At 68.1% G+C, this 13,784-nt stretch carries 14 protein-coding genes and 1 tRNA gene; 5 read left to right on the top strand and 10 right to left on the bottom strand.

Going from position 1 to position 13,784, the window contains the following annotated elements; genetic code table 11:
* The first annotated feature begins 132 nt into the window (after window positions 1–132).
* The gene (locus MKD50_RS05115; RefSeq protein WP_252666566.1) at window positions 133–939 is read left to right on the top strand and encodes an META and DUF4377 domain-containing protein; all 807 of its coding nucleotides are present in this window, start codon (window positions 133–135) and stop codon (window positions 937–939) included.
* A 102-nt stretch (window positions 940–1,041) separates the two neighbouring features.
* Here MKD50_RS05115 and MKD50_RS05110 read toward each other — a convergent pair whose 3' ends face one another.
* The 6 genes from MKD50_RS05110 to MKD50_RS05085 form a co-directional block, all read right to left on the bottom strand.
* The gene (locus tag MKD50_RS05110; protein ID WP_252666565.1) at window positions 1,042–2,535 is read right to left on the bottom strand and encodes a TolC family outer membrane protein; all 1,494 of its coding nucleotides are present in this window, start codon (window positions 2,533–2,535) and stop codon (window positions 1,042–1,044) included.
* Between the two features lie 74 nt (window positions 2,536–2,609).
* Window positions 2,610–2,933 carry a rhodanese-like domain-containing protein gene (locus MKD50_RS05105; protein ID WP_012353593.1) on the bottom strand — a complete coding sequence of 108 codons (324 nt, stop codon included), beginning with the start codon at window positions 2,931–2,933 and terminating at the stop codon, window positions 2,610–2,612.
* 11 nt (window positions 2,934–2,944) lie between these two features.
* Window positions 2,945–3,598, bottom strand: a complete 654-nt coding sequence (locus tag MKD50_RS05100; protein WP_115704311.1) for a protein-L-isoaspartate O-methyltransferase family protein — start codon at window positions 3,596–3,598, stop codon at window positions 2,945–2,947.
* Window positions 3,599–3,711: 113 nt separating this feature from the next.
* Window positions 3,712–6,966: an efflux RND transporter permease subunit gene (locus tag MKD50_RS05095; RefSeq protein WP_252666564.1), complete on the bottom strand. Its 3,255-nt coding sequence runs from the start codon at window positions 6,964–6,966 to the stop codon at window positions 3,712–3,714.
* Window positions 6,967–6,984: 18 nt separating this feature from the next.
* Window positions 6,985–8,094 (bottom strand): efflux RND transporter periplasmic adaptor subunit, encoded by a 1,110-nt coding sequence (locus tag MKD50_RS05090; protein WP_252666563.1) that lies wholly within the window; start codon window positions 8,092–8,094, stop codon window positions 6,985–6,987.
* Window positions 8,091–8,915: a TetR/AcrR family transcriptional regulator gene (locus MKD50_RS05085; protein WP_115704308.1), complete on the bottom strand. Its 825-nt coding sequence runs from the start codon at window positions 8,913–8,915 to the stop codon at window positions 8,091–8,093. The genes MKD50_RS05090 and MKD50_RS05085 overlap by 4 nt, the downstream gene beginning before the upstream one ends.
* A gap of 259 nt (window positions 8,916–9,174) precedes the next feature.
* Here MKD50_RS05085 and MKD50_RS05080 point away from each other — a divergent pair, with 259 nt between their 5' ends.
* From MKD50_RS05080 to MKD50_RS05070, 3 genes are all read left to right on the top strand, one after another.
* Complete coding sequence (locus tag MKD50_RS05080) at window positions 9,175–9,459, top strand: YkgJ family cysteine cluster protein (RefSeq protein WP_115704307.1); 285 nt, start codon at window positions 9,175–9,177, stop codon at window positions 9,457–9,459.
* Between the two features lie 60 nt (window positions 9,460–9,519).
* On the top strand, window positions 9,520–10,080 hold the full coding sequence (locus tag MKD50_RS05075; RefSeq protein ID WP_115704306.1) for a DUF1439 domain-containing protein: 561 nt from the start codon (window positions 9,520–9,522) through the stop codon (window positions 10,078–10,080).
* 78 nt (window positions 10,081–10,158) lie between these two features.
* Window positions 10,159–11,040 (top strand): undecaprenyl-diphosphate phosphatase, encoded by an 882-nt coding sequence (locus MKD50_RS05070; RefSeq protein ID WP_012353586.1) that lies wholly within the window; start codon window positions 10,159–10,161, stop codon window positions 11,038–11,040.
* A 73-nt stretch (window positions 11,041–11,113) separates the two neighbouring features.
* On the opposite strand, the gene trmB is transcribed toward MKD50_RS05070, so the two are convergent.
* From trmB to MKD50_RS05055, 3 genes are all read right to left on the bottom strand, one after another.
* Window positions 11,114–11,899 carry a tRNA (guanosine(46)-N7)-methyltransferase TrmB gene (gene trmB / locus MKD50_RS05065; protein WP_252666562.1) on the bottom strand — a complete coding sequence of 262 codons (786 nt, stop codon included), beginning with the start codon at window positions 11,897–11,899 and terminating at the stop codon, window positions 11,114–11,116.
* A gap of 66 nt (window positions 11,900–11,965) precedes the next feature.
* Window positions 11,966–12,040, bottom strand: a tRNA-Gly gene (locus MKD50_RS05060).
* A 60-nt stretch (window positions 12,041–12,100) separates the two neighbouring features.
* The gene (locus MKD50_RS05055) at window positions 12,101–12,334 is read right to left on the bottom strand and encodes a hypothetical protein (protein ID WP_252666674.1); all 234 of its coding nucleotides are present in this window, start codon (window positions 12,332–12,334) and stop codon (window positions 12,101–12,103) included.
* A gap of 140 nt (window positions 12,335–12,474) precedes the next feature.
* Between MKD50_RS05055 and MKD50_RS05050 the strand changes: the two genes are divergently transcribed.
* On the top strand, window positions 12,475–12,852 hold the full coding sequence (locus MKD50_RS05050) for a DUF5594 family protein (protein WP_252666561.1): 378 nt from the start codon (window positions 12,475–12,477) through the stop codon (window positions 12,850–12,852).
* Window positions 12,853–12,867: 15 nt separating this feature from the next.
* Here MKD50_RS05050 and MKD50_RS05045 read toward each other — a convergent pair whose 3' ends face one another.
* Window positions 12,868–13,770 carry an aldose epimerase family protein gene (locus tag MKD50_RS05045; RefSeq protein ID WP_252666560.1) on the bottom strand — a complete coding sequence of 301 codons (903 nt, stop codon included), beginning with the start codon at window positions 13,768–13,770 and terminating at the stop codon, window positions 12,868–12,870.
* Between the last annotated feature and the right edge of the window lie 14 nt (window positions 13,771–13,784).

The raw sequence follows: 13,784 nt of genomic DNA, 5'->3' as shown, positions 1-13,784 counted from the left end.
CACGAGGTCTTGCCGGATCGGCTTGCTAAACTGAAGGTCTATGGCCGGGGTGCACTTTCCGGCATGCTGTCAGTCACATCCATCGATGACATCGCTACGGGCGCCCCAGGGCAGCCCGCAACAGGAGTTCTTATGGATAGCCGAAATCGCCTGATTCCCTTGGCGGCCGCCTTGCTGGTCGCCGCCGTGCTTGGTGCCTGCACCACCGCGACCGCGCCTAACCTGCCCTCGGCCGGCGCCAACCTGAATCAGACCCAGCCGTCGGGCCCGAGCCGCTGGGAACTGGTGCGCTGGCAGCAGCCTGACGGCTCGCTGCGCGAGATCCCGCACGGCGACAATGGCGAGCCGATCATTTTTGAATTCAACGAGGGCATCGATGCCGCGCAGGGCACGGTCAGCGGCACCAGCGGCTGCAATCGCTTTAGCGGCAGCTATGGCAAGACCGAGACCGGTATCCGCTTCGACCGCATCGCCGGCACGCGCATGGCGTGCCCGCCGCCGCGCATGGCGCTGGAGTCGGCGCTGCTGAAGGCGATGCAGTCGCCGTTTGCAACCGTGGGCACGCAGCCGTCGGCGGGCAGTACCGGCCGGCAGATCATCTGGAAGAGCGTTGACGGCGACCTACTGCAGTTCGTCGAGCGCGAAGGCGTGGGCAAGCGTGGCGCGCGCGTGGAAGCCGCGGGCGTGGAGAAGACCGTCTATATCGACTCGCAGCGTGTGGAGTGCACGGGCGTCGGCAAGATGACGTGCTACCGCTGGCGCGAGTCGCCGGATGCGCCGTGGCAGCTGTGGTATGGGCCGATCGAAGGGCTGGATTTCGAGCCGGGGGTGTCGTACCGGCTGCGCGTACGCGAATACCAGGTGCCGAACCCGCCGGCGGATGCATCGGCGATCCGCTGGCAGCTGCTGAAGGTGGAGTCGCGGGCACGGGCGCAGTAGCTGCCGGTTTGCTCCCCTCTCCCATTTATGGGAGAGGGGAGACAACCAGCGCATCTTCGCCGCACTACACAGAGAAAAGCGGCAGCGGTTGTTGCCGACGGATCAGGAGCGCGGACGCGCGCCGCGGCGATCCACAGTGGCAGCCGCCTTTGCAGGCGCCTTGCCACCCGCCTGTGCCGGCACCGGCAGCTTGTACAGCGCGCCCGGCGACGAGGTCAGCAGGGTGTTGATCTGCACCACGTCCTCTTCCTGCAGCACGCCGGTGGAAGCCTTCAGGCGCAGGCCGTTCATGATGGTGTCGTAGCGCGCCTTGGCCAGGTCGCGGCGGGTGGAAAACAGCTGCGCTTCGGCGTTCAGCACGTCGATGTTGATGCGCACGCCCACTTCATAGCCGAGCTGGTTGGATTCCACCGCGCTGGTGGCCGAACGTTCGGCCGCCTCCAGCGCCTTGACCTGGGCCAGGCCGTTGGAGACGCCGGAGTAGGTCTGGCGCGCGGTCTGCGCCGCGGTGCGGCGGGCGAATTCGAGGTCGCTGGCGGCCTTGTCGGCCAGCGCCAGGGTTTCGCGCACGCGCGACTGGATCTGGCCGCCGGCAAAGATCGGCAGGGTCAGTTGCACGCCGATCTGCGACGCGTTGTAGTGCGTCGAGATCGCCTGCGTGGCGCTGCCGGTCTGGTTGTTGAAGCCGTACGAGGCCACCAGGTCCACCGACGGCAGGTGCCCGGCCTTGGCCTTGTTGGTCTCGCGCTGCGCGGTCTCGAGGTTGTAGCTCGCCAGGTTGACCTGCAGGTTGCTGGTCTCGGCCTGCGCCGCCCAGGCGTTGACGTCGGGCGGCTGGGGTCCGGGGATCGGCGCTTCGGCGCGCAGGCCCATCAGTTCGTCGACGGGCTTGCCGGTGACCTGCTGCAGCGTGGCGCGCCTGATCTCCAGGTCGCTCTGCGCGGCGATCTCGGTCGAGGTGGCCAGGTCGAAGCGGGCCTGGGCGTCGTTGGCGTCGACGATGGTGGCGGTGCCGACCTCGAAATTGCGCTTTGCCTGTTCCAGCTGCTCGGCGATGGCCTTCTTCTGCGCGCGCGCCAGGTAGAGGTTGTCTTGCGCGGCCAGCACGTCGAAGTAGGCCTGCGCGCTGCGCGTGATCAGGTCGAGCTCGGCCTGGTGGAAGGTGACTTCGCCCGCCTGCGCGGCCAGCTCGCCCTGCTTGTAGGTTTCCCAGCGGTCCCAGCGGAACAACGGCTGGCTCAGCTGAAGCTGCCAGTTGTTGTTGTTGAAGAAACGCGTGCCGGAGGCGCTGGGCGCGCCGCCGATGGGCAGCGAAGCGGTCTGGTCGAGCTTGGTGCGGTTGGCGCCGGCGGTGCCCACCACCTGCGGCAGCAGGCCCGCGCGGCCCTGCGGCAGCTTCTCGCGCGTGGCCAGCAGCTGCGCGCGGGCGCTGGCGAACTGGGCGTCATTGGCTTGCGCATCGCGATAGACCTGCAGCAGGTCGGCCGCGCCTGCCGGCGCCGCGGGCATCACCGCCAGCAGCGGGGCAAGCAGGGAAGCCGCGATCGCCAGGCGCGTCCGGATCACTCCGGGCTGGGCGTTGGGCGCAAACGTCATGACACCTCCAGGTGGGCGCGGCGGATGCCGCGGCCGACAGTCGTTTCTTCTTCGTGTTGCTGCTGGCTGCCGCGTCAGTACTTCGGCATGGCGGGGTCGACCTGGCTGGCCCAGGCGTCGACGCCGCCGGTCAGGTTGTAGACCTTGCCGTAGCCCTGGCGCTCCAGGTAGGCCGCCACCTGCATGCTGCGTGCGCCGTGATGGCAGATGCAGACGATGTCGGCGTCTTCGTCGAGTTCGGCAGCGCGCGCCGGGATGTCGCGCATCGGGATGTGGGTGATGCCGGGCAGGGCGCAGGTCTGCACCTCCCAGCCTTCACGCACGTCGAGCAGGACCGGCCTGGCGCGGCTGGCGTCGGCCAGCCACTGGGCCAGTTCGGTCGCTTGGATGACCTGCATGGCGTACGTCCTCAGAACTGGAATTGCGACGGCCGGGCCGCGCCCTGCAGGGGCTTGACCGCGGTCTCGAACAGGTTGACGACCTGGTACTCGGTCTCGGACACGCGCGTGACCAGGCGCGCTTCCATCACCGGCAGTTCGCCGACGAAGGCGGCGATGCGCCCGCCCACCTTCACCTGCGCCAGAATCGACGGCGGGATCGCCGGCAGCGAGCCCGAAATGCAGATCACGTCGTAGGGCGCGGCGGCGGCCCAGCCATCGGCGGCATTGCCTTCGGCGACGTCGACATTGGTGACGCCGGCGCTGGCCAGGTTGGTGCGGGCCAGCTCGACCAGCTCGGGCACGATGTCGACGGTCAGCACGTGGCGGGCGCGGTTGGCCAGCAGCGCGGCCATGTAGCCGGAGCCGGCGCCGATTTCCAGCACGGTCTCATGCTTGCGCACGGCCAGGTCCTGCAGGATGCGGGCTTCGACGCGCGGCGCCAGCATGTTCTGCCCGGCGGGCAGCGGAATCTCCATGTCGACGAACGCCAGCGAGGCGTACGCGGACGGGACGAACTGCTCCCGCTTGACCACCGCCAGCAGGTCCAGGATTTCCTGGTCCAGCACGTCCCACGGGCGGATTTGCTGTTCGATCATATTGAATCGGGCTTTTTCGAGATCCATCTTGCCATTCCTTACCAATGCCAACCGCTGTCGGTCTGTGCGCCGGCCGCGCGGTGCCACGGCCGGACAGTCTTATCAAACCCGTTATTTTAACCTTGCGGGCGCCTGCGGGCTCATTCCGCGCTGGCCTCCACCGGGGCCGGGCGTTCCGCTGCCGAAGGCCGGCCGGTCCCGGCCTGCGCGGGCGCTGCCGGCGCGGCTGGCGCCGCTGACGCATTACGCGGCTTGCCTTGCCACAGCCGGCTCAGCCACGCGCCGAAATCATCAAGGTACGTATAGATCACCGGCACCACCACCAGCGTCAGGATCGACGAAGTGATGATCCCGCCGATCACGGTCTGCCCCATCGGCGCGCGCTGCTCGGCGCCTTCGCCCAGGCTGAAGGCCAGCGGCACCATGCCGAAGATCATCGCCAGCGTCGTCATCAGGATCGGGCGCAGCCGCACGCGCGCGGCTTCCACCAGCGCGGCCTCGCGCGACAGCGGCTCGCGACCGCAGGCGCCGTCAACATGGCCCTGGCGCGCCTGGTTGGCAAAGTCCACCAGCAGGATCGCATTCTTGGTTACCAGCCCCATCAGCATGATGAAACCGATGATCGAGAACATGTTCAGGGTCGAGCCGAACAGCAGCAGCGCCGCGAACACGCCGGCCAGCGTCAGCGGCAGCGAGGTCATGATGGCGATCGGCTGGAAGAAGCTGGCGAACTGCGAGGCCAGGATCATGTAGATGAAGATCACCGCCAGCGCCAGCGCCGACACCGCGTAGCCGAACGACTCGTTCATCGACTTGGTCGAGCCGCCGAAGCGGTACTTGTAGCCCGCCGGCCAGTTGACCCCGTCCAGCGCGGCCTTGATGTCGCGCGCCACCTCGCCGGCCGAGCGGCCGGCCACGTTGGCGGTCAGCTCGACCTCGCGGTTCAGGTCGCGCCGGCTGATCTGGTTGGCGCCGGTGGTGGGCACCAGCTCGGCGATCTGGCGCAGCGGCACCATCTTCGGCGAGCCGTCGGCGTTGGCGTGGCTGCTGGCGATCATCAGCGCGCTGAGGTCGGCCATGCCGGTGCGCGCGTCCTTCGGCAGGCGCACGCGCACGTCATAGTTCTCGTCGTCCGGCGCGCGCCAGGAGCTGATGGCATCGCCAGCCAGCAGCGGACGCAGCGCATTGCCGATCTGTGCCACGCCCACCCCGAGGTCCGAGGCCAGCTCGCGCCGGATACGGACCTCGATGGTGGGGCGGTCGTCCTTCATGCTCGAATCCAGGTCGGTCAGGCCCGGGATCGCCGCCATGCGTGCGCCGGCTTCGCGCGACAGGCGCCGCAGCTCGTCCAGGTCGTCGCCCTGGATCGATACCTGGATCGCCTTTTGCCCGCCGGCGCCGTCGGGCATGCCGACCATGGTCAGCGTGATGCCGGCAATGCCGGCCAGCCGCGCGCGGATCAGCGGGTTGAGCTGCGCGGTGGTCAGGGTGCGCGCGCGCCGCTCGGTCAGGCGCACCGACACCAGCGCGTTGTTGCGCCCCGACGCGTTGCCCGAGTTGATGGTGGCGTAGGTGTAGGCCACTTCGGGGAAGGCCTTCAGCGCGGCCTCCACCTGCCGCACCTTGGCTTCGGTGACGTCGAGCGAGGTGCCGACCGGCGTGGTGAAGCCGACCTGGGTCTCGCCCAGGTCGGCATTGGGCACGAACTCCGTGCCGATCAGCGGCACCAGCGCGAAGCTGCCGAAGAAGGTGGCGGCGGCGATGATGGCGGTGGCCAGGCGGTGCTTCAGCGCCCAGCCCAGCATGCCGGCATAGCCGTCGCCAAGCCGGTCCATCCTGGCCGAGAACCAGTCCAGCAGCCGCCCCACGGTGCGTCCGTACCAGCTGCGCTTGTTGCCGGTGCCGTGCAGGTCGGGGTCATGCCAGACCGAGGACAGCATCGGATCCAGCGTGAACGAGACGAACATCGAGATCAGCACGGCCGCCACCACGGTGATGCCGAACTGGTGGAAGAAGCGCCCGATGATGCCGCCCATGAAGCCCACCGGCAGGAACACCGCGACGATCGAGAAGGTGGTGGCCAGCACCGCCAGGCCGATCTCGTTGGTGCCATCCAGTGCCGCCGTGCGGTGGTCCTTGCCCATCAGGTTGTGGCGCACGATGTTCTCGCGGACCACGATGGCATCGTCGATCAGCAGGCCCACGCACAGCGACAGCGCCATCAGCGTGATCACGTTGAGCGTGAAGCCGCACAGGTACATCACGCCGAAGGTGCCGATCAGCGCGATCGGCAGCGTCAGCCCGGTTATCACCGTGCTGCGCCACGAGCCAAGGAACAGGAACACGATGGCCACGGTCAGGAAGGCGCCTTCCAGCAGCGTCGAGCGTACCTCCTTCACGCTGCTGCGGATGCCGCGCGCGGTATCGTTGACCACTGTGAGCTGCACGCCGGCGGGCACCAGCTTGCGCACCTCGTCGGTCATGCGGATCAGCCCGTCGACGGTATCGACGGTGTTCTGGCCCTGCGCCTTCACCACCGACAGGAAGAGGGCGCGCTTGCCGTCGAGCAGCGCCAGGCTTTCCTGCTCTTCCTGGCCGTCGCGCACGTCGGCGATCTCGCCCAGCGTCACCGGCTGGCCGGCGCGGCGTGCCACGATGATCTGGCGAAACGCATCCGGCGTGGGCACGCGGCCCTTGATCTGCACCACGGTCTCGGTCGCCGAGGAACGCAGTTCGCCCGCGGGCAACTCCTGGTTCTCGTTGCGGATTGCGTTCATCACCTGGTCGACGCCGATGCCCAGCGCTTCCAGCTGCGCGGGGCGGATGCGGATCTCGACCTCGCGCCTGGTGCCGCCGACAAGATTGATCGCGCCCACGCCGCGCACGGTTTCCAGCCGCTTGCGCACGATCTGGTCGGCGATGGTGGTCAGCTCGCGCTGGCTGCGGCTGGCGCCCGGCGCGTTGGAGACGGACAGGTAGAAGATCGGCGCGTCGGACGGATCGTAGCGCAGCACGCGCGGTTCCTTGACCTCGTCGCGGAACTGCGGCCGGATCAGCGCGATCTTGTCGCGCACGTCCTGCGCGGCCTGGCCGACATCGACGCTCAGGTCGAACTTGATGACGACGACTGAAGTGCCCTGGTAGGAGTGCGAAAAGATCTCGTCGATGCCGGAGATGGTATTGACGATTTCCTCCACCTTGCGCGTGACGTCGGATTCCACCGACTCCGGCGCGGCGCCCGGATATTCTGTCTGCACCACCACCACCGGGAAGGTGATGTCGGGAAACTGGTCGACCGGCAGCCGCTGGTAGGAGAACAGCCCCACCACGATGAACGCCATCATCATCATGGTGGCCAGCACCGGATTGCGGATCGACAGGCGCGTGAACCACATGGCGCGTCCTCTGTACCGTCAGGCCTTGACGCGCCTGACCTGGCTGCCGCTGCGCAGCGTGCCCAGGTTGTTGCGCACGATCTCGGCGCCGGCGTCGAGGCCGGCGACGATTTCCACCATGCCGTTGGCTTCGTCGCGCAGGCCGAGTTGCACCGGGCGTTCGGCCAGCGTGTCGCGCTCGATGGCATAGACGAAGGCGCGTTCGCCCTCGGTGCGCACCGCCGACACCGGCACCGCCACCACGGCGGCGCGCTGGCCCAGCACCAGGGCGCCGCGCGCGAACATGCCCGCGCGCAGCACCTGGTCGGCGTTGTCGACGCGGACATAGACCATGATGCTGCGCGTGCCCTCGCTGACGGCCGGGTTGATGCGTACCAGCTTGCCGGCAAAGCGGCCGGCGCCTTCCACTTCCAGCGCCACCGGCTGGCCCACCGCGGCGCGCGCCACGTCGGCCATCGGTACCGGTGCTTCCAGCTCCAGCACGCGCAGGTCGACCACATCGACCAGGCGCGTATCCGGCGACACCTTCTCGCCCGGCTGCACCGCGCGCGCGGCCACCATGCCGTCGAGCGGCGCCTTGACCACGGTGTCGGCCAGCGCCTTCTGCGCCACCGCAAGTCCGCCCTGGGCGGCGTCGAGGTTGGCGCGCGCCACCGCCAGGTCGGACTGGTACTTGTCGAAGGCGGTCTGCGAGATAAAGCCCTTGTCGACCAGCTCGCGGTTGCGCTCCCAGGTCTGGCGCGAATTCTCGAACTGCCCCCGCGCCGCCAGCATCTGGCCGCGCGCCTGCGCGACCCGAGCTTCATATTCGGTCGCGTCGATGCGCACGATGACCTGGCCGGCGCGCACCGGTTCGCCTTCGCGCACCAGCACCTGCTTTACTTCGCCGGAGACCTTGGCCTTGAGCGAGGCCTGGTTCAGCGCGCGCAGGCTGCCCGACAGCGGCAGCGACAGCTGCAGGTCCTGGCGCGCCACGCGTACCAGGTCGGTCTGCAGGAACTCCACGATATTGGCGGCCGGTGCCGTGACTTGCGGCTGCCGCGCGCTGCCGGCCTTGCGCACGGCCACCGTGGCGCTCAGCGCCAGGGCCAGGCAGGCGGCGGTGATCAGCAGGGTCTTGCGCTTCATGTCGGGGTGCCGGGTCGCGGCGCGGCGGGGGCGGGATCGGCGTCGGCGGCCAGCGCGGCGGCGCGTTGCGCCAGCATCTCGTCGCGGATCACTTCCCAGATATAGGGACCGTGCTGCGGCGGCAGCGGGCGGTCGCGGGCTTCGCCGGCGGTCAGCCCGAACAGCAGCGTATCGAGCAGGCCGTCGAGGAAGGCCTCGGGATCGATGTCTTTCTCGGCGGTGGCGCGCAGCGCGCGCTGCCACATCATCAGGAATACCAGCGGCGCGCAGATCAGCGTGGTGGTGGGGTTGGGCGGCAGCGCGCGGAACTCGCCGCGCGCCACGCCGCGCGCCAGCACCTTGGCGAACAGCTCGTCGCCCGGCACCATCACTTCCTGGTTATAGAAGCGCGCGATGTCCGGGAAGTTGGCCGACTCCGCCATGATCAGCTTGGTCAGCCCCGCCACCGGCGTGGCGCCGATCAGGCCCCACCAGCCGCGCAGCAGTTCGCGCAGCAACTCAGGCGTGCTGCCCTGGTAGGCATCGACCAGGTCGGCGCCGCGCGCCAGTGCCGGCACCAGGTTCTCGCGCACCACCGACTTGAACAGCTCCTCCTTGTTGGCGAAGTACAGGTAGACGGTGCCCTTGGACACGCCAGCCGCCGCGGCCACGTCTTCCAGGCGCGTGGCGGCATAGCCGCGCTCGACGAACAGGTCCAGCGCCGCCGCCACCAGTTCCTGCGGCCGCGCGGCCTTGCGCCGGCTCCAGCGCGGGCTGTCGGCGTCCTTGTGCGGATCGGCGGGGGGCTTGGTCACGGCGGGCTTGCGAAGACTTCGGGGCACGAGTGGGGACGCGTCGAAAGTTAATAACTTGTGGGTCAGTAATGTAGATGAGGCCCCCCAGAGGGTCAAGCACGGGCATGCACTGGACCAGGCCGCCACAACCCGTTCTCCGTCATGTGATGCAAAGTGCACGGATCGCCTTTCACCTGCGCCTGTGCTTACGGCGTTTTCCTTTTCTTACAGGAGGCCCGCGGCCCTTCGGGCACAATGTCGCCTTTGTGCTGGCAGCCTCAGCGGCCGCCGATCCCGAACCATCGTCATGAGTTGCCGGTCAGACCTTTCCTGTCGCGCGGGCTGCGGCGCGTGTTGTATCGCGCCGTCGATCGCCTCGCCGCTGCCGGGCATGCCGGGCGGCAAGCCGGCGGGCGTGCCGTGCGCGCAGTTGCTGCCGGACATGCGCTGCGCGGTGTTCGGCAGCCCGGACCGGCCCGCGTTCTGCGGCGGCCTGAAGCCGTCGGCCGAGATGTGCGGCGATTCCCGCGAAGCGGCGCTGCAATGGCTGGCCCGGCTCGAGATCCTGACCGCGCCGCAAGCGCACGCCTGAAAGGCCCGGGGCGGCATGACGCCTGGCATCCGTACCTGATATCCCGCAATCGGAGGCAATATGATCCGGACTTCTCGACGGCGCTGGCTCGCCGCTGCCGCCGCGGCCACCCTGGCCGTGGGGCTGGCCGCCTGCGGCGCCTTCCGCAGCGAGTACACGTTCTCGCAAAGCGAGCTGCAGGCGGCGCTGGAGCGCAAGTTCCCGTTCAACAAGCGCTACATGGAGCTGTTCGACATCCAGCTGACCAACCCGCAGTTGACGCTGGACTCCGTGCGCAACCGCGTCAACGTGCAGTTCGACGCCACCATCGACAACAAGCTGTTCTTCAGCCAGGCGCTGAGCGGCCGCTTCGCGCTGGACAGCGGACTGCGCTACGACGAGCCCACGCGTTCGGTGGTGCTGCAGGACCCGGAGGTGAAGCGCTTCGACGTGCAGGGCATGCCCGCGCAGTTTTCGCGCCAGCTCAATGCGCTGGGCGGCATCCTGGCCGAGCAGCTGTTGCAGGGCTATCCGCTCTATACCTTCCGCGAAGACCAGCTGCGCCTTGCCGGCACGCACGTCGAGCCCGGTACAATCACCGTTTTGCCCGACGGCATCAACGTCAAGATCAACCGCCCCTGACCGGGCGCATCGAACAACAATGCAGGCGGTCCGGCACGGAGCCGGGCAACGCCTGTGATTACGTCTCTATCGTTCCGCATGGAAATCGCACTAGCGCTGAAGGCCGTGATCCTCGGCATCGTCGAAGGCCTGACCGAGTTTCTTCCCATTTCGAGCACCGGCCACCTGATCCTGGCCGGGCAACTGCTCGACTTCAACGACGAGAAGGGCAAGATCTTCGAGATCGTGATCCAGTTCGGCGCCATCCTGGCGGTGTGCTGGGAATTCCGCGCGCGCATCGGCAAGGTGGTGCGCGGCCTGCGCGACGACCCGCTGTCGCAGCGCTTTGCCGCCAACGTGGTGATTGCCTCGGTGCCGGCGATCGTGCTGGCCTTTATCTTCGGCAAATGGATCAAGGCCCACCTGTTCAACCCGATCTCGGTGGCGCTGGCCTTTATCGTCGGTGGCGTGGTGATCCTGCTGGCCGAATGGCGCGACGCGCGCCGCGGCACGGTCTCGCATCCGCAGGGCAATGCCCTGCTGGAAGCGGCCAAGGCCGGCGCGCCGCGCATCGAGTCGGTCGACGACCTGAACTGGCGCGACGCGCTCAAGGTGGGGCTGGCGCAGTGCTTCGCGCTGGTTCCGGGCACCTCGCGTTCCGGCGCCACCATCATCGGCGGCATGCTGTTCGGCCTGTCGCGTCAGGTAGCCACCGAGTTCTCGTTTTTCCTGGCGATCCCGGTGATCTTCGGCGCCACCGTCTACGAACTGTACAAGGCGCGCGCGCTGCTGAACGCTGACGACCTCGGCATCTTCGCGGTCGGCTTCGTCTTTGCCTTCCTGTCGGCCTTTTTGTGCGTGCGCTGGCTGCTGCGTTTCGTCGCCACGCACGACTTCAAGCCGTTCGCGTGGTACCGCATCGCCTTCGGCATCGTGGTGCTGCTGACCGCGTACACCGGGCTGGTGTCCTGGCACGCCTGAGCAGGGGCCATACCGCAGGCGACAAAAAAAGCGTGGCATCTGCCACGCTTTTTTGTTTGCGCATCTGCTGCGCTCAGGCGCGCTTGCGGAACACCACGTCCCACACGCCATGCCCGAGCCGCACACCGCGCCGCTCGAACTTGGTCACGGGCCGGTAATCCGGCCGCTCGGCAAAACCGTCCGGCGCCGCCGAGGTGTTCTCCAGCAGCGGCTCGGCCGACAGCACTTCCACCATCTGGTGCGCGTATTCTTCCCAGTCGGTCGCGCAATGGATATAGCCGCCCGGCTTCAGGCGCGCGGCCAGCACCTTCACCAGCGGCGGCTGCACCAACCGGCGCTTGTTGTGGCGCTTCTTGTGCCACGGGTCCGGAAAGTAGATATGCACGCCGTCGAGGCTGTTGTCCGTCAGCATATGCGCGATCACCTCGACCGCATCGTGCTGCAGGATCCGCACATTGGACAGGCCACGCTCGTCGATCAGCTTGAGCAGCGCGCCCACGCCCGGCTCATGCACCTCGCACCCCAGGAAATTGTCCTGCGGCCGCAGGCCGGCGATATGCGCGGTGGTCTCGCCCATGCCGAAGCCGATCTCCAGGATCGACGGCGCCTGGCGGCCAAAGGTCGCTTCCCAGTCCAGCGGCTGCGGTGCGTACGGCACCATCATGCGCGGTCCGACCTCGTCGATGGCGCGTTGCTGCCCGGTCGAGGTCCGGCCCGCGCGGCGCACGAACGAACGGATGCGGCGCGGATGCGCAACGCCTTCAGGATCGGCAGGAGAGGGGGCGGACGCTGGCACGGCGGCGCGGTCTGCCGGCTCGGCTTCGTCGGCCGGCCCGGTGCTGGGGTCTTGGGGAAGCATGGCAACAAAAAAGCCGCCGGGCGGATCACCGTAACGGTGGCAAAGGCGGCTTGTCTCGACTGGAAGTGGAGCGGGCGATGGGAATCGAACCCACGTCTTTAGCTTGGGAAGCTAAGGTAATAGCCATTATACGACGCCCGCGAACCCGCGATTCTATGCGGGATCCGGGGGGAGTGCAAGCGAGTGGCCGATGGGGCGCATTCAGATCTCCGGGTCCTTTTTCGCGAAATTCTTGCCGACCACCTGACTGAGATAGCTGCACAGCCCGCGTCCCGCCGTGGCGAGCCGCTTCATGTGTTCGACCTGGCCGCGGCCGGGCCTGCGGTAGTCATAGGTGTAGACGTGGCCGTTGTCGAAGCGGATCCGGATGTGTTCCGGGCCGAGCTCGTAGGCGACCACCCCCGAATTGCCGCTGAGATTCCGGTAGGGCTGCATAGCTGCCAATGATAGGTCGTGTCTGGACTGGCTGCTTCGGCTCTACCGCGGCCGGCGACGCGCGGCGTATAGTGGCTGGCACGCCGGCGCACAGGACCGCAAGTGCCGGAGCCCTCCCGCAATGTCAGGATACCCCCACCTTGACCACCGACTTCTTCGCCCGCTTCGAAGCCGAATGCCTGCCGCGCATCGCCGATGCGATCGGCCAGCAGCACCGGCGCTTGCAACTCCAGCCGCTGCATGCCGATGGCGCCGGGATGCCGCCGCGTCTGCGCATGACGGCAGAAGGCCCGTCGGAGCTGCGCCGTCATCCGTATGCGCTCGATATCACGCTGGCCTGGGACGGACTGGAGGTGCAGCGGCTGTTCGCCGCGGGCGGCGAGGCGCGCTTTGCCGGCTACCTGGCGGCGCTGCCGGCCAAGCTGCAGGCGTGGCAGGAGCCGCGCGGCATCGATTTCCGCTCGCTGTCGCAGGCCGACCCGCAGATCCTGATCGGCGGGCTGGATTTTGAACGCTGAGCGGCCCGACCTGAATCAACCGGCTACGCGCAGTTGGCACACCGCGCTTTCCGCCTGGCCGGGCTCGATCCAGCGCAAGCCGTGGCCATGGTGGATGGCATCGGGCAGTCCCACCCACGGTTCCACGCAATAGAAGTCGGAGGTTTCGGTTTCGGACCAGGTGGTCACGGCATGCCAGGGCGTGCTGCCGGGCAGGTCGAGCTCGAAGCCGATACGGCGGCCAGGCATGGCCAGTTGCGCCGAGGGGCTGCCGCGGAAGACGTGGAAGGTGTCCTGCAGCCGTGGATTGTCCAACTGGTACGTAGACTCGCCAGACTCGGCTGGGCCCGGGCTGCCGTCCGGCAACTGGCGCCTGCGTTCGGTGCCGGGCAGCGCCAGCGATGCCTTGGCGCGCTGCGCGTGGGGCAGGGTGAAATAGAAGTGGTGGCCGGGATAACAGGGCAGGCGCTGCGTGCCGGTGTTGGTGGTGCGCAGCGCCACCTCCAGGCCGTCGGGCAGCAAGGTATAGGCCACGTCGAAGGCGAAGGCAAACGGATAGCCGGCGCGCGTGGCCTCGCTGTCGCGCAGCGTCATCGTGATCGCGGCCTGCGGGTCGATGGCGCTGACCTCGAACGGCAGGTCGCGCGCAAAGCCGTGTTGCGCCAGGGGGTGGACCATTCCGCCTGCGTCGCGCCATTGCCCCGCGTTGCCCTCGACAAAATGCCGGCCGATAAACGGGAACAGCAGCGGGTTGCCGCCGCGGACCTTGGCCGGGCGGCTCCAGTCGGCGGCGTCGGGCCAGTACAGCAGATCTTGCCCGCGGTGCACCCAGCGGACCAGCCGCGCGCCGTATTGCGGCGCCAGCAGCAGGTACGAATCGGCCTGGCCGATCCGCACCAGCGGCTGGCCCTGGAAGTCTTCGGTTGGCAGGTTGTGCATGGCCTGGACGAGGT

This window comes from Cupriavidus mimosae (assembly GCF_023952485.1).
GTDB classification, from domain to species: domain Bacteria; phylum Pseudomonadota; class Gammaproteobacteria; order Burkholderiales; family Burkholderiaceae; genus Cupriavidus; species Cupriavidus taiwanensis_C.
The sequence above is the reverse complement of the archived record's forward strand: the minus strand, read 5'-3'. Positions and strand labels throughout refer to the sequence as shown.